This window comes from Burkholderia aenigmatica (assembly GCF_048627025.1).
Lineage (GTDB): Bacteria > Pseudomonadota > Gammaproteobacteria > Burkholderiales > Burkholderiaceae > Burkholderia > Burkholderia aenigmatica.
This window is the reverse complement of record NZ_CP184468.1, coordinates 3,425,131-3,439,812: the sequence shown is the minus strand read 5'-3', so window position 1 is coordinate 3,439,812 and position 14,682 is coordinate 3,425,131. Positions and strand designations below refer to the sequence as shown.

16 protein-coding genes are annotated in these 14,682 nt (G+C 66.0%); 4 read left to right on the top strand and 12 right to left on the bottom strand.

Annotation, left to right across the window (positions count from 1 at the left end; translation table 11 throughout):
• Nucleotides 1–50 precede the first annotated feature (50 nt).
• The 5 genes from ACN8ZM_RS16105 to ACN8ZM_RS16085 form a co-directional block, all read right to left on the bottom strand.
• Nucleotides 51–1,169, bottom strand: a complete 1,119-nt coding sequence (locus tag ACN8ZM_RS16105; RefSeq protein WP_175025869.1) for a polyamine ABC transporter substrate-binding protein — start codon at nucleotides 1,167–1,169, stop codon at nucleotides 51–53.
• A 61-nt stretch (nucleotides 1,170–1,230) separates the two neighbouring features.
• Nucleotides 1,231–2,673: an aspartate aminotransferase family protein gene (locus tag ACN8ZM_RS16100; protein ID WP_420210294.1), complete on the bottom strand. Its 1,443-nt coding sequence runs from the start codon at nucleotides 2,671–2,673 to the stop codon at nucleotides 1,231–1,233.
• A 37-nt stretch (nucleotides 2,674–2,710) separates the two neighbouring features.
• Complete coding sequence (locus tag ACN8ZM_RS16095; RefSeq protein WP_043184609.1) at nucleotides 2,711–4,048, bottom strand: glutamine synthetase family protein; 1,338 nt, start codon at nucleotides 4,046–4,048, stop codon at nucleotides 2,711–2,713.
• Between the two features lie 30 nt (nucleotides 4,049–4,078).
• Nucleotides 4,079–4,867, bottom strand: a complete 789-nt coding sequence (locus ACN8ZM_RS16090) for a gamma-glutamyl-gamma-aminobutyrate hydrolase family protein (protein WP_043184605.1) — start codon at nucleotides 4,865–4,867, stop codon at nucleotides 4,079–4,081.
• Between the two features lie 283 nt (nucleotides 4,868–5,150).
• On the bottom strand, nucleotides 5,151–5,336 hold the full coding sequence (locus ACN8ZM_RS16085) for a hypothetical protein (RefSeq protein WP_043184603.1): 186 nt from the start codon (nucleotides 5,334–5,336) through the stop codon (nucleotides 5,151–5,153).
• A 454-nt stretch (nucleotides 5,337–5,790) separates the two neighbouring features.
• Here ACN8ZM_RS16085 and ACN8ZM_RS16080 point away from each other — a divergent pair, with 454 nt between their 5' ends.
• A complete protein-coding gene (locus tag ACN8ZM_RS16080; RefSeq protein WP_420210293.1) occupies nucleotides 5,791–6,342 on the top strand; it encodes a cupin domain-containing protein in 552 nt (183 codons plus the stop codon).
• Nucleotides 6,343–6,439: 97 nt separating this feature from the next.
• Nucleotides 6,440–7,930 (top strand): aldehyde dehydrogenase, encoded by a 1,491-nt coding sequence (locus ACN8ZM_RS16075; protein ID WP_043184601.1) that lies wholly within the window; start codon nucleotides 6,440–6,442, stop codon nucleotides 7,928–7,930.
• 63 nt (nucleotides 7,931–7,993) lie between these two features.
• Here ACN8ZM_RS16075 and ACN8ZM_RS16070 read toward each other — a convergent pair whose 3' ends face one another.
• Nucleotides 7,994–8,194, bottom strand: coding sequence for a heavy-metal-associated domain-containing protein (locus ACN8ZM_RS16070; RefSeq protein WP_011353438.1), 201 nt, complete (start codon nucleotides 8,192–8,194; stop codon nucleotides 7,994–7,996).
• Between the two features lie 348 nt (nucleotides 8,195–8,542).
• On the opposite strand from ACN8ZM_RS16070, the gene ACN8ZM_RS16065 reads away from it, so the two are divergent.
• Complete coding sequence (locus tag ACN8ZM_RS16065) at nucleotides 8,543–8,875, top strand: cupredoxin domain-containing protein (RefSeq protein WP_011353437.1); 333 nt, start codon at nucleotides 8,543–8,545, stop codon at nucleotides 8,873–8,875.
• Nucleotides 8,876–8,887: 12 nt separating this feature from the next.
• Nucleotides 8,888–9,724, top strand: a complete 837-nt coding sequence (locus ACN8ZM_RS16060; protein ID WP_043184596.1) for an FTR1 family iron permease — start codon at nucleotides 8,888–8,890, stop codon at nucleotides 9,722–9,724.
• A 118-nt stretch (nucleotides 9,725–9,842) separates the two neighbouring features.
• Here ACN8ZM_RS16060 and ACN8ZM_RS16055 read toward each other — a convergent pair whose 3' ends face one another.
• The 6 genes from ACN8ZM_RS16055 to glmU all read right to left on the bottom strand — a co-directional run bounded on the left by ACN8ZM_RS16055 (nucleotide 9,843) and on the right by glmU (nucleotide 14,630).
• A complete protein-coding gene (locus ACN8ZM_RS16055) occupies nucleotides 9,843–10,061 on the bottom strand; it encodes a hypothetical protein (RefSeq protein WP_011353435.1) in 219 nt (72 codons plus the stop codon).
• The gene (locus ACN8ZM_RS16050) at nucleotides 10,061–10,522 is read right to left on the bottom strand and encodes a hypothetical protein (protein WP_420210292.1); all 462 of its coding nucleotides are present in this window, start codon (nucleotides 10,520–10,522) and stop codon (nucleotides 10,061–10,063) included. Before ACN8ZM_RS16050 ends, ACN8ZM_RS16055 begins: the two co-directional genes overlap by 1 nt.
• 59 nt (nucleotides 10,523–10,581) lie before the next feature.
• Nucleotides 10,582–10,902, bottom strand: coding sequence for a helix-turn-helix domain-containing protein (locus ACN8ZM_RS16045; RefSeq protein WP_089451389.1), 321 nt, complete (start codon nucleotides 10,900–10,902; stop codon nucleotides 10,582–10,584).
• On the bottom strand, nucleotides 10,895–11,260 hold the full coding sequence (locus tag ACN8ZM_RS16040; protein ID WP_205824502.1) for a type II toxin-antitoxin system RelE/ParE family toxin: 366 nt from the start codon (nucleotides 11,258–11,260) through the stop codon (nucleotides 10,895–10,897). The genes ACN8ZM_RS16045 and ACN8ZM_RS16040 overlap by 8 nt, the downstream gene beginning before the upstream one ends.
• Nucleotides 11,261–11,400: 140 nt before the next feature.
• Nucleotides 11,401–13,218: a glutamine--fructose-6-phosphate transaminase (isomerizing) gene (glmS, locus tag ACN8ZM_RS16035; protein ID WP_420210291.1), complete on the bottom strand. Its 1,818-nt coding sequence runs from the start codon at nucleotides 13,216–13,218 to the stop codon at nucleotides 11,401–11,403.
• Nucleotides 13,219–13,268: 50 nt separating this feature from the next.
• Entirely contained in the window at nucleotides 13,269–14,630 is a 1,362-nt protein-coding gene (glmU, locus tag ACN8ZM_RS16030; protein WP_043186996.1) for a bifunctional UDP-N-acetylglucosamine diphosphorylase/glucosamine-1-phosphate N-acetyltransferase GlmU, read from the bottom strand.
• Nucleotides 14,631–14,682 lie beyond the last annotated feature (52 nt).

Genomic DNA, 14,682 nt, shown 5'->3' with positions numbered 1-14,682 from the left:
TCAGGCGGGCAGGCGTGAAGCGATGCCTGCGCCGCCGGAATGCAGGGCGATCAGTGGCCGGTCTTCAATTGGGCCCACAGGCGGTTCTGGAGGCGCAGGATGTCGGCCGGCATCGGCTTCATCAGCACCATCTTCTTCAGCACGTCTTCGGGCGGGTAGACCGTCGGGTCCTGCGCGACGCTCGGCGTGACGAACTGATGCGCAGCCTTGTTGGCAGTCGGGTAGAACACCGTGTTGGTGATCGCCGCGTTGACCTTCGGATCGGACACGTAGTTGATCCACTTCAGTGCGGCCTCGGGGTGCGGTGCATCCTTCGGGATCACCATCACGTCGAACCACAGCAGGCCGCCTTCCTTCGGGTTCGAGAACTTGATGTCGTACGAACGCTTGGCTTCGGCCGAGCGGCGATGCGCGATGCCGACGTCGCCCGACCAGCCGAGCGCGACGCACACGTCGTTGTTCGCGAGGTCGTTGATGTAGCCGGACGAGTTGAACTGGGTGATGTACGGGCGGACTTTCTTCAGGACTTCGAAGGCTGCCTGGTAATCGCCGGGGTTCGTGCTGTTCGGGTTCTTGCCCATGTATTGCAGCGTGGCGGCGAACACGTCGACGGCCTGGTCGAGGAACGACACGCCGCAGCCCTTCAGCTTTTCCATGTTGGCCGGGTCGAACACCAGTGCCCAGCTGTCGACCGGCGCCTTGTCGCCGAGTGCCTTCTTCACCGCCTGCGCGTTGTAGCCGATGCCGTCCGTGCCGTAGGCCCAGGGCACGCCGTACTGGTTGCCCGGATCGGCATCCGCGATCATCTTCATCAGCAGCGGGTCGAGGTTCGCGAGGTTCGGCAGCTTCGACTTGTCGAGCTTCTGGTACACGCCGGCCTGGATCTGCTTGGCCATGTAGTTCGACGTCGGCACGACGATGTCGTAGCCCGAACTGCCGGCCAGCAGCTTCGCCTGAAGCGTGTCGTCGCTGTCGTAGTTGTCGTACTTGACGTGGATCCCCGTCTGCTTCTGGAAGTTCGGGATCGTGTCGGGTGCGATGTAGTCGGACCAGTTGTAGACATTCAGCTCGTCGGCCGCGTGCGCCGTCGGGCTGGCGACCGACGTGAACGCGGCCGCGGCGGCAAGGGCGGCAACAGAACAGGCTTGGCGAAGAAAGCAGGCACGCATGGTGGAATTCCCCTGGTTATGGCGGCGTGCGGCGCCCGCCGCACGCCTGTAGACAAAACCGTTACGAAATACCCAGTTGCTGGGCGGTTGCATCGACTGCTTTTTTCGCCTTCGATACGAGTTCATCGATTTCCGGACGCGAGATCACGAGCGGCGGCGACAGCAGCATCCGGTCGCCGGTCGCACGCATGATCAGGTTGCCGTTGAAGCAGAAGTCGCGGCAGATCGTGCCGACGTCGCCGCCGTTCGCGAAGCGGCGGCGTTCGGCCGGCGATTCGGCGAGCTGCAGGCTCGCGACGAGGCCGTGGCCGTGCACTTCGCCGACGATCGGGTGACGCGCGAAGGTTTCGCGCATCAGCGCCTGGAAGTACGGGCCCGTGTCGTTCTTCACGCGCTCGACGATCCCTTCGTCGCGCAGCAGCTTCAGGTTCGCGACCGCGACGGCCGCCGCGACCGGGTGGCCCGAGTACGTGAGGCCGTGATTGAATTCGCCGTTGTCGATGATCGGCCGCGCGACGCGCTCGTGAATGCCGACGGCGCCCATCGGCACGTAGCCCGACGTGAGGCCCTTGGCCATCGTGATCAGGTCCGGCTCGAAGCCGAAGTGCTGGTGCGCGAACCATTCGCCGGTGCGGCCGAAGCCGCCGATCACTTCGTCGGCAACCAGCAGGATGTCGTACTTGCGGCAGATCCGCTGGATTTCCGGCCAGTACGTCGACGGCGGGAAGATCACGCCGCCCGCGCCCTGGAACGGCTCGCCGATGAATGCGGCGACGTTCTCCGCGCCGAGTTCGAGGATCTTCGCTTCGAGCTGCTGCGCGCGGGCCAGGCCGAACGCTTCCGGCGTTTCGCCGGCCGCCGCTTCGCCGAAGAAATACGGCTGGTCGATGTGCACGATGTTCTCGACCTTCGACGGCATCTGCTCGTGCATGTAGCCCATCCCGCCGAGCGTGCCGCCGGCGATCGTCGAGCCGTGATAGCCGTTCTTGCGCGAGATCACGTATTTCTTTTGCGGCTGGCCCTGCACGCGCCAGTACTGGTGCACGAGGCGCAGCACCGTGTCGTTGCCTTCCGAGCCGCTGTTGCAATAGAAGAAGTGGTTGAAGCCCTTCGGCGTGACTTCCGCGAGCATCGCGGAGAGTTCGATCACCGGCGGGTGCGTGGTCTTGAAGAACGTGTTGTAGAACGGCAGTTCCTGGAGCTGGCGATAGGCGGCGTCGGCGAGCTCCTTGCGGCCGTAGCCGACGTTCACGCACCAGAGGCCGGCCATCCCGTCGATCACCTTGTTGCCGTCCGAGTCCCACAGGTAGACGCCGTCGGCCTTCACGATAACTCGGCTGCCCGCGCGGTTCAGCGCACCCATGTCCGAGAACGGATGGATGTGGTGCGCGGCGTCGAGCGCGCGGTATTCGGCGGTCGTGCGCGCCTGCGCCGCGCGCGGTGCGGCGGCCGTGGCGGTGGGGGCGGCGGGCTGGATCCAGGCAGATTCGTTGCGGTACGTCATGTTTCCTCCGTGATTCCGTATTCGGTTGGGCGCACGCTCAGACGTGCAGCAGCAGATGGCGGCGTTCCCACGAGCTGATCACGCGGAAGAACGCTTCGTATTCGGTTTCCTTCAGCGCGAAATACGCCTTCAGGAACTTGTGGCCGAGGATCTCGCCGAGCGGCTCGCAGGCGGCCATCAGCGTGAGCCCTTCCTCGAGGTTGCGCGGCAGCTGGTACGGCAGGTCGTAGCCGTCGCTGACGAGCGGCTCGGTCGGCTCCAGGCGCTGCGTCATGCCGAGATAGCCGGCCGCGAGCGTCGCGGCGAGTGCGAGGTACGGGTTGCAGTCGACGCCCGGGATGCGGTTCTCGATGCGGCGTGCCGACGGGCTCGAGTGCGGGATGCGGAAGCCGACCGTGCGGTTGTCGTAGCCCCACTGCACGTTGATCGGTGCAGCCATGAAGCGCGACAGGCGGCGGTACGAGTTGATGTACGGCGCGAAGATCGGCATCAGGGCCGGCGTGTACTTCTGCAGGCCCGCGAGGTAGTTGTAGAACATCGACGTCGCGCCGCCGGTTTCCTGCGACGTGAACAGGTTATGGCCCGTTTCCTCGTCGACGATGCTCTGGTGCACGTGCATCGCCGAACCCGGTTCGTCTTCCATCGGCTTGGCCATGAACGTCGCGTACATGTTGTGACGCAGCGCGGCCTCGCGCACCGTGCGCTTGAACAGGAACACCTGGTCGGCCAGCGACAGCGCGTCGCCGTGCATGAAGTTGATCTCCATCTGCGCGGCGCCGACTTCGTGGATCAGCGTGTCGATGTCGAGGTTCTGCGCTTCGCAGTACTCGTAGATGTCCTCGAACAGCGGGTCGAACTCGTTGACGGCCTCGATCGAATACGACTGGCGGCCCGTTTCGGGGCGGCCCGTACGGCCGACCGGCGGACGCAGCGGCAGGTCGGGATCCTTGTTCATGTCGACCAGGTAGAACTCGAGCTCGGGCGCGACGACGGGCTTCCAGCCCTTCGCCTTGTACAGGTCGAGCACGCGGCGCAGCACGTAGCGCGGCGAGATCTCGACCGGCGAGCCGTCGAAGTGCACGCAGTCGTGGATCACCTGCGCGGTCGGGTCGATGGCCCACGGGATCAGGCGGATCGTCGACGCGTCGGGCACGCACACCATGTCGGGGTCGGTCACGCCGGTCAGCGAGCCGTCTTCCGGATATTCGCCGGTGACGGTCTGCACCATCACGGCTTGCGGCAGGCGCATCGATTCGCCGGACGTGAACTTGTTGCGCGGCGTGATCTTGCCGCGCGCGATGCCGGCCATGTCGGGAATGATCGCCTCGACTTCGGTGATCCGGTGCTGCTTCAGAAAATCTTCGATGTCTTGCATGTCTGTTCTCGTTGGTTTGGGTCGGCGCGCTCAGGCGAGCGCGGCGGCGGCCGTGGCACGCGTGCGGGCGGCGCGGCGGGCGCGGCAGGCGTCGCCGAAGGCGCGGAAGATCGCGCTCGACAGCGGGTCCTGCGCATGGCGCCATTCCGGATGCCACTGCACGGCCAGGGCGAAAGCCGGTGCGTCGACGACGCTCACGGCTTCGATCAGCCCGTCCGGTGCGACGGCCTCGACGGCGAGGCCGGAGCCCAGCTGGGCGATGCCCTGCTTGTGCAGCGAGTTCACGTGCACTTCGTCGCGGCCGCCGGCGAGCGCGTGCAGCTGGCCGCCGGGCGTCAGGCGCACGACGTGCGCGGGGCCGTACTGCGTGTCCATCGGCGCGTCGTCGTCTTCGCGGTGATCGGCGAAGCCCGGCACTTCATGCACGCGCTGGTGCAGCGTGCCGCCGCAGACGACGTTCAGCTCCTGGAAGCCGCGGCAGACGGCCAGCACGGGTACGCCCGCGGCGATCGCCGCGCGCAGCAGCGGCAGCGTGGTCGCATCGCGGGCCGGGTCGTGCTTCGTGCCCGGTGCGCTCGGTTCGCCGCCGTACAGGTGCGGCTCGACGTTCGAGTAGCTGCCGGTAAACAGCAGGCCGTCGACCGTGTCGAGCACGTCGTCGACCGACTGGCGATCGCCGAGGGCGGGCAGGACCATCGCGAACGCTTGCGCGCCGTCGACGATCGCGGCGACGTACTTGTCGCCGACCGTGTGCGACGCGTGTGCGCCGATTTGCGTGTGGTCGGCGGTGATGCCGACGAGAGGTTTCCTTCTTTCCATGACGTCAATCAGTTATCCGGAGGGTTGTCGCTTACGTCTTGCCGGATGTGGCGAAACGCCGGCGTGCAACAACCCCGCAGCCTTGCGCGAGACGCAGGGCCGCTGGTGAATGGGCGCAACGGGATGGTGTGGCGATCCGCGCTGCGCGCGACGATCAGGCCGTCGTTCATTTCATGGCGATACGCGACGCAGCAACGCATGCGCGAACGCGTTCCGTCACCGCACGGACGATGCGGTTGGCGAATCGGCAGATGAAACGAACGACGTAAAGAAAGGAGAGGCGCTACGGCAGCAGCGACGCCACTTCGTCGGTATCGACGGCAACGAAGGCGCGTGCGGAAACGGCGTTGTGACGCCGAACGGAACGACGGGACAGGATGGTGTAGATCGACAGATGAAGCAGGCGAGGACTATGCCAGCCGCAACTGCCGTCGTCGGAAGCGGACGCCGCGCTGCGCAAACTTCGCACATCGCCTCGATCCCACCTCACCAGAGGGCCACGGACTCTCACGATTACACTCGACTGGGTTGTTGAAAGTATTGAACACCTGACCGTTTCGACGCGCTAGGCGTTTAAAATAATCAAGGCGCCGGTTACGCGTTATTTACATTGATGGGCATCAATTTTTGCGTTGCAATAACGTTTTTGCTGCCCATGAAAGCTTGATGACGCTAACCTGAGAGCCAGCATATACGAGCCAAAAACGGCGTCAAATGTTTTTTAACGGTGTTGCATCAGGGCTTTCCCGAGCAGTGCGAACAAAAGATTCGTAAACGGAATAATCGACAGGGTGTTCATTATTTCGAACGCCTTTCAGGGTTTTCCCCGCTGATGCGCGGCATAAAGTGATTAGAATATTCAACGGCTGTCCAACGCGTCGTTTCACTTTGTCATCGCACTTATCGTGTCCGAAACCGAATCGATGTCTACCGAAGTCGCCGAGCGCCTGCGTTTCGTGCGCAACAAGCATGGCCTGTCGCAGCGCGAACTCGCGAAGCGGGCCGGCGTGACCAACGGCACGATCTCGCTGATCGAACAGGGCCGTGTGAGCCCGTCGGTCGGCTCGCTGAAGAAGCTGCTCGAATGCATCCCGATGAGTCTCGCGGAGTTCTTCACGTTCGAGCTCGTCGATTCGCGTTCGGTCGTGTCGCGTCGTGACGAGATGCCGAACCTCGGCAACGAAACGCTTGCGTTCCATCTGGTCGGCGCGAGCATGAAGGACCGCAACATGTGCATCCTGCGCGAGATCTACCAGCCGCAGGCCGACACGGGGCCCGAGATGCTCGTGCACGCGGGGCACGAGGGCGGTGTCGTCGTGTCGGGCCGGCTCGAGCTGACCGTCGACGGCGCGACGTGGCTGCTCGACCCCGGAGACGGCTACTACTTCGAAAGCCGTTTGCCGCACCGTTTTCGCAATCCCAGCGCGGACCTGATCTGCGAGGTCGTTTCGGCCAATTCGCCGGCGACCTTCTGACCTTTCCACCGCGCGTCACTGCATTCGTTGCCGGCCGGCTGCGCGTCACGCGCAGCGGCGCGCCGCATCGCGAATGCCAAAAAACTGAGGCATCCTGATGAACAAGTTGACTTTGGCTGACTGGCAGGACAAGGCGGCGTCGCTCGAGATCGAAGGGCGCGCATTCATCGACGGCGCGTCGCGCGATGCGCATGGCGGCAAGACATTCGACTGCGTGAGCCCGATCGACGGCCGCGTGCTCGCGAAGGTCGCCGATTGCGGCGAAGCCGACGTGAACGCGGCCGTTGCGGCCGCGCGCCGCGCGTTCGATGCGGGCGTATGGGCCGGGCTGAACCCGCGTGCGCGCAAGGCCGTGCTGCTGCGCTGGGCCGCGTTGATGCGCGAGCATCTCGACGAACTGTCGCTGCTCGAAACGCTCGACGCCGGCAAGCCGATCGGCGACACGACGACGGTCGACGTGCCGGGCGCCGCGTACTGCGTCGAGTGGTTTGCGGAAGCGATCGACAAGGTGGGTGGCGAGGTCGCGCCGGCCGATCATCATCTCGTCGGCCTCGTCACGCGCGAGCCGGTCGGCGTGGTGGCCGCCGTCGTGCCGTGGAACTTCCCGATCCTGATGGCCGCGTGGAAATTCGGCCCCGCGCTCGCGGCCGGCAACAGCGTGGTGCTGAAGCCGTCGGAGAAATCGCCGCTGACCGCGATCCGCGTCGCGCAACTCGCGTACGAGGCCGGCATTCCCGCCGGCGTGTTCAACGTCGTGCCGGGCGCGGGCGAGCCCGGCAAGCTGCTCGCGCTGCATCGCGACGTCGATTGCATCGCGTTTACAGGCTCGACGGCGGTCGGCAAGCTGATCATGCAGTACGCCGCGCAGTCGAACCTGAAGCGCGCGTGGCTCGAACTCGGCGGCAAGTCGCCGAACATCGTGCTGCCCGATTGTCCCGATCTCGACCGTGCGGCGCAGGCTGCCGCCGGCGCGATCTTCTACAACATGGGCGAGATGTGCACCGCAGGTTCCCGGCTGCTCGTGCATCGCGACATCAAGGACGCATTCATCGAGAAGCTCGTCGCGGCCGCGCGTGCGTACGTGCCCGGCAATCCGCTCGATCCGTCGGTGTCGATGGGCGCGATCGTCGACGGCATCCAGCTCGAGCGTGTGCTCGGCTATATCGAGGCCGGGCGCAGTGAAGGCAAGCTTGTCACCGGCGGTGCGCGCGTGAAGGCGGAAACGGGCGGCTTCTACGTGGAGCCGACGGTGTTCGAGGTGAAACCGGATGCGAAGATCGCGCGCGAGGAGATCTTCGGGCCAGTGCTGTCGGTGATCGTGTTCGACGACGTCGACGAGGCCGTGCGGATCGCGAACGACACCGAATACGGGCTGGCCGCGGCCGTGTGGACGTCGAACCTGACGACCGCGCACGACGTGTCGCGCCGGCTGCGTGCGGGCACCGTCTGGGTGAACTGCTACGACGAGGGGGGCGACATGAACTTCCCGTTCGGCGGCTACAAGCAGTCGGGCAACGGTCGCGACAAGTCGCTGCACGCGCTCGAGAAGTACACCGAGCTGAAGTCGACGCTGATCCGGCTGCGCTGACGCGCTGCCGGGTGCGGGCGCGGCGCCGTACGACGGCGTGCCCGCACCCGCGGCGGGCGCGCGTTATGCGGCGCGCAGCGCAGGGTGGAAGCCGGCTGCTTCGATGATCGACTGCACGCGCTCGGCGCCTTGCGCCGATTCGACCTTGACGATCTTCGCCGCGACGTCGATGTCGAGCTTCGCGGCGGGATCGGCGGCCGTCACCGCGCGGGTGATGGCATTGGCGCAGCCGCCGCAGGTCATGTCCTGGACTTCGAATTCCATCGTGTTCTCCTGAGTTGACGATTGACAAGCATCGACAGCATGAAGCTTGCCATAGTGGGAAGGTCAAGCGTGCGCGCGTCGCCGGGAATCAGTGTTGCGCCTGGATCGGGCGACAGCGCGTTGTAAAGATGAAGTCTGACGAATATCGATCGGGCCTTTGACGTCATTCGGCACTTGTCCTGATTGACGGCGAAGCGTTCCGGGCGACGCAGGGCGAATGCCTTGCCGGGCAACGCGCGACGTCGATCCATGAAGCGCGATCACCCTATTGCGAGTAAGGGTACGCGAGGTGAAAATGCGAATCGATCTTAGTATCAGCTCCCTTCGATATTTCATTTCGTTACCCCTATGAATCGTTTTGCTTTCGGCTTCGCGCTGGCGCTGCTGGGCGCATCGGCAACGTCCGCCTTCGCGGCCGACGATGTCGTCAACCTGACCCTGAAGGATCACAAGTTTTCGCCGGACGGCGTGACGATCCCGGCCGGCAAGAAGGTGAAGTTCGTCGTGAAGAACCTCGACGCGACGCCCGCCGAATTCGAGAGCGACGACTTCAAGGCGGAGAAGGTCGTGCCCGCCGGCAAGTCGGTGGAGATCCTGGTCGGGCCGCTGAAGGCCGGCACGTACGAATTCCACGACGAGTATCACGAAGCGCAGTCGAAGACGCACCTGACCGTCAAGTAAGCCGATATCGCCATGTTGTCTACCGCTCTGATCGTCTTTCGTGAAGTGCTCGAGGCCGCGCTGGTGGTGTCGATCGTGATGGCCGCCACGAAGGGCGTGCCGCGACGCGGCTGGTGGGTCGGCAGCGGGCTGGTGGGCGGCGTGATCGGCGCCGGCCTGATCGCCGCGTTCGCCGACGTGATTTCGCAGTGGGCGTCCGGCATGGGGCAGGAGGTCTTCAACGCGGGCGTGATGTTCGTCGCGACGCTGATGCTCGCGTGGCACAGCATCTGGATGAGCCGGCACGGTCGCGAGATGGCGATGCAGATGACCGAGGTCGGACGTGCCGTCGCGGCCGGCAGCAAGCCGCTGACGGGGCTGGCGATCGTGGTCGGCGTCGCCGTGCTGCGCGAAGGTTCCGAGGCCGTGCTGTTCCTGTACGGCATCGCGGCGGGCGATCCGGGGCAGACGCCGCAGATGATCGTCGGCGGGTTGCTCGGCGTGCTGGGCGGCGCCGGGCTCGGCTACGGGATGTATGCGGGCCTGCTGCAGATTCCGCTGAAGCGCCTGTTCTCCGTCACCAACTGGCTGATCGTGCTGCTCGCGGCGGGGATGGCAAGCCAGTGCGTCGGTTTCCTGCTCTCGGCTGGCCTCGTGCCGTCGTGGGGCGATGTGATCTGGGATACGTCGTGGCTGCTCAAGGATTCGAGCATCGTCGGCAAGGCGCTGCATACGCTGGTCGGCTATACCGCGCGCCCGGCGGGAATCCAGATCGTCGCGTATCTCGCGACGCTGGCCGCGATTGTCGGGCTGGCACGGCTCGTCGGCCGGCCGCAGGCGGCGGTGCGGCCGCCACGACCGGTGGCCTGAGTGGTTCAGGTTCGAATAAAAAAGGGGCGTCATGGACGCCCCTTTTTTCATGTGCGGTTCGCGGCCGGCCCGTGCGCGGCCTGGGCAGCCGCACGCGGGTGGCGCCCGCCGCGCCCGGTCAGCGGTGGCTGTCGATCCATGCGCGGGCCCATTCGAGCCCCGCATCGCGCGCGTCGTCCTCGGTGTCGAACACGCCGAGCACGCCGGATGCCTCGACCAGCTTGTTGTTCTGCGTGATCGTGCCGCTCGCCGCGAAGCGCTCGGGCTGCAGGATCTCGTCCTGCTGCAGGATCGCGTGGCCCCAGATCTGGTAGCCGTGGTAGGTTTGCGCTTCCATTATCGAGTCACCTCCGCGGAGCGGCCGTGCGTGCCGACCTGCAGCACGTTGCCGTCCGGCGTGTATTGACGCGGGATGTTTGAGAAGTTTAGCGCGTGCTGCGCATCGGGCGCAGCCGGCTGCATCACCGTCAGGCGGCCCGGTGCGGGCTGCGCGACGGGGCGCGGGGCGGCCGGTGCCTCGGCCGCGGCTGCGGGCGGACGATGCGAACCGGCTTTCACGGCCTGCGCGGTTTGCGCGACGTGACGCTTGTGCGGCGGCTTCGCGACGGCCTTCGGCGGCACGGCGGCGTGTTTCGTCGTCGTGGCGGCGGGGGCGTCGGCACCTTTGCGTGCCGCCGGCGCGTGCGCGGCCGGCAACCGCGCCTCGGGCGGGTTCCAGACCTCGACATAGTGCTCGGCTGCCCAGCCCGTCGACGCGAACGTCAGTGCCAGCACTCCGCATCCCAACAGTCTTACCATGGTCTCTCCGTCAAATTCTTGTTGGCGCACGAGGCGGCCTGCGAGGCGGGATGGCGTGCTCAGGAGAACACCTCGAGCCCGTGCTTCTCGACGATCTGCAGCATGCGCGCGGCGATGCCGCTCGGCCGCTTGTCGCCCTGTTCCCATTGGCGGATCGTCGACGTCGTCGTGTTCAGGTAGAGCGCGAACACGCTCTGGCTGACATTGACCGATTTGCGGATGCGGGCGATCGCTTCCGGCGCGAACTGCGGGGCGGCTTCGATGCAGAGGTCGTCGTATTCGCGCATCGTCTTCTTGTCGATCAGGCTGGCGCGATAAAGACCGGACGCGGCGCTGTGGATCGCCTCCGTTGCGTCGCTCTTGAACCGACTCTTAGCCATTGCAAATCTCCACAAGCTCTTTCAGTGCGATCAGCGTCGCGAGGTCGGCGTCGGTGCGATGCCCGACATCGACCGCGAGCTTTCTGAAGGCGCGCAGTTCGCGTTCGTCGATGTCGTCCCGATCGCGTTTCGCGAACAGGAACACGAACACCCACGCCTGCCCGATCCTGCCCAGCACGATCCCGCGCTGACGGTTGCCGTCCAGGCGCTTCTTCCAGACGTTGCCGCCGAGATCGACGCCCTGGCCGCGCGCCAGCTCCCGGATTGCGCGGCAGAGCTCGGCATCGGCGATTCCTGCTTTTCTGGCTGCCTTGTGAAACCATTTCGTCTTGAAGACGCGTCGTACGGAAGCAGGCATGTCGGGCCGGTCGAGTTAGCACAGAATTATATACCACTACGTGGTACATATTTCGACCTGGCCAAACGGCCACGAGCGGCCGGCTGGACATCGACGCGCCACCGGAACGGCCCCGCAGGGCCATCCCGGCCGGGTACCGCTTACTCCACCGTCACCGACTTCGCGAGGTTCCGCGGCTTGTCGACGTCGGTGCCGCGTGCGCACGCGGTGTGATACGCGAGCAGTTGCAGCGGCACGACGTGCAGGATCGGCGACAGTTGCCCGTAGTGCTCCGGCATCCGGATCACGTGCAGGCCGTCGTCGTTGACGATCTGCGTGTCGGCATCGGCGAACACGTACAGCTCGCCGCCGCGCGCACGCACTTCCTGCATGTTCGACTTCAGCTTCTCGAGCAGCGTGTCGTTCGGCGCGACCGTGACGACCGGCATCGCTTCCGTGACGAGCGCGAGCGGCCCGTGCTTCAGTTCGCCGGCCGGATAGGCCTCGGCGTGGATGTACGAGATTTCCTTCAGCTTCAGCGCGCCTTCGAGCGCGATCGGGTAGTGCAGCCCGCGGCCGAGGAACAGCGCGTTTTCCTTGCGCGCGAATTCCTCCGACCACGCGATGATCTGCGGCTCCAGCGCGAGCACGCTGTTCAGCGCGGCCGGCAGGTGGCGCAGCTGCTTCAGGAATTCCGCTTCCTGTGCGGTGTCGACGTGCCCGCGCAGCTTGCCGAGCGTCGCGGCCAGCACGAACAGCGCGACGAGCTGGGTCGTGAACGCCTTGGTCGACGCGACGCCGATCTCGGTGCCCGCGTGCGTCAGGAACTGCATTTCGGTGAGGCGCACCATCGCGCTCGTCGCGACGTTGCAGACGGCCAGCGTATGCGTGTGGCCGAGCGACTGCGCGTGCTTGAGCGCCGCGAGCGTATCGGCCGTCTCGCCCGACTGCGAGATCACCAGCACGAGCTGGCGCGGGTTCGGTACCGATTCGCGATAGCGGTATTCGCTCGCGATCTCGACCTGCGTCGGGATCTTCGCGATCGATTCGAGCCAGTACTTCGCGGTCAGGCCCGAGTAGTAGCTCGTGCCGCACGCGAGGATCAGCAGGCTGTCGATGTTCGCGAACGCGGCGGGCGCGGCGTCGCCGAACAGCGTCGCGTCGAATGCGTCCGTTTGCGGCACGGTGTCGCTGATCGCGCGCGGCTGCTCGAAGATTTCCTTCTGCATGAAGTGACGATACGGGCCGAGTTCGACCGCGCCGCCGTAGGTGCTGACCACGCGGATCTCGCGCTGCGCGAGCGCGCCGTTCCGGTCGACGATCTTCACGCCGTCGAGCGACAGCTCGCACACGTCGCCTTCCTCGAGGAACGTGAAGCGGTCGGTGCTGCCCACGAGCGCGAGCGCGTCGGACGCGAGGAAGTTCTCGCCGTCGCCGTGGCCGACCACGAGCGGCGAACCCTGGCGCGCGCCGACGACGGTGTGCGGCTGGTCCTTGTGGATCACGGCGATCGCGTACGCGCCGTGCAGCTGGCCGACCGCCTCGCGCACCGCGTCGAACAGGTTGCCGCGATACAGGCTGTGCACGAGGTGGGCGATCACTTCGGTGTCGGTCTGCGACACGAATTCGTAGCCCTTCGCGCGCAGCGCTTCGCGCAGCGATTCGAAGTTCTCGATGATGCCGTTGTGGACGAGCGCGAGCGCGTTCGACGAGAAGATCGGGTGCGCGTTGTGCGTGACGGGCGCGCCGTGCGTCGCCCAGCGCGTGTGTGCGACGCCCGTCGTGCCTTCGACGTGCGATTCGCGCACCTGTGCGTCGAGATCGGCGACGCGCGCAACGCTGCGCGCGCGCTTCGGCGCGTCCGGCTCGAGCACGGCGACGCCGCACGAGTCGTAGCCACGGTACTCGAGGCGCCGCAATCCTTCGATCAGCACCGGAACGATATTACGTTGCGCAACTGCGCCGACAATGCCGCACATGAAATCTACCTTCTATAGGGAAGCGGGCGCCCTGGGGCACCCGCATGGTGTTAACTTTTCTTCTTGACCGGGCGGACGTAGCCGCTTTTTGCGGTCTGCGTCTTCTCGTTCAATGCGAGGAGGCCGTCGGCCACGTCCTTCCAGACCGTCGTGCCGGCGGCGATCGTCACGCCGCGGCCGACGCGCACCGGCGCGACCAGCTGCGTGTCGGAGCCGACGAACACGTCGTCCTCGATCACGGTACGGAACTTGTTCGCGCCGTCGTAGTTGCAGGTGATCGTGCCCGCGCCGATGTTCACGCGCGCGCCGATGTCGGCATCGCCGATGTACGTCAGGTGGTTCGCCTTCGAGCCGTGGCCGATCACCGCGTTCTTCACCTCGACGAAGTTGCCGACGTGCGCTTCGTCCGCGAGCTGCGCGCCCGGGCGCAGCCGCGCGTACGGGCCGATCACGGTGTGCGCGCCGAGCTCGGCGCCGTCGATGTGCGTGAACGCGTCGATGCGCGTGCCCGTGCCGACCGACGCGTTGCGGATCACGCAGTTCGCGCCGATCGTCACGTTGTCGGCGAGCGTCACGTTGCCTTCGAACACGCAGTTCACGTCGATCGACACGTCGCGGCCGCAGCGCAGCGTGCCGCGCACGTCGAGGCGCGCGGGATCGGCGAGCGTGACGCCGTCGACGAGCAGCGCGTCGGCGATCGTGCGCTGGTGGATGCGTTCGAGCTCGGCGAGCTGCGCCTTGCTGTTCACGCCGAGCGTTTCCCATTCCTCGTCGGGCTGCGCGGTGACGACCTCGAAACCGGCCTCGATCGCGAGTTCGACGACGTCGGTCAGGTAGTACTCGCCCTGCGCGTTCTCGTTCTTCAGCGCGCCGAGCCACATCGACAGCTGGGCCGTTGGCGTGACGATGATGCCGGTGTTGATCTCGGCGATCTTCAGCTGCTCGGGCGACGCGTCCTTCTGCTCGACGATGCGCGTGACGAAGCCGGCCGCGTCGCGCACGATGCGGCCATAGCCGGTCGGATCGTCGAGCGTGACGGTCAGAATCCCGTAGCGGCCTTCGCGCGCGGCGTCGACGAGGCGCTGCAAGGTCGACTCGCGTGTGAGCGGCACGTCGCCGTACAGCACGAGCGTCGGTTGCGCCGGATCGAGGAGCGGCAGCGCCTGGCGTACCGCGTGGCCGGTGCCGAGCTGCTCGGCCTGCACGGCAAACTGCACATCCGGGGCGGCGACGGCGGCCTGGACCTGCTCGGCGCCGTGACCGACGACGACGACCAGCCGGGACGGCTGCAGCGTGCGCGCGGTGTCGATGACGTGGGAGAGAAGCGGCCTGCCGGCCAGGGGATGAAGCACTTTCGGCAGCGCGGAACGCATGCGCTTACCGGTGCCTGCCGCCAAAATCACGATATTCATGGCGCCAGCTTGTCAGAAGAGTTCGAAGCCGTCCATTTTAGCATGCAGCCCC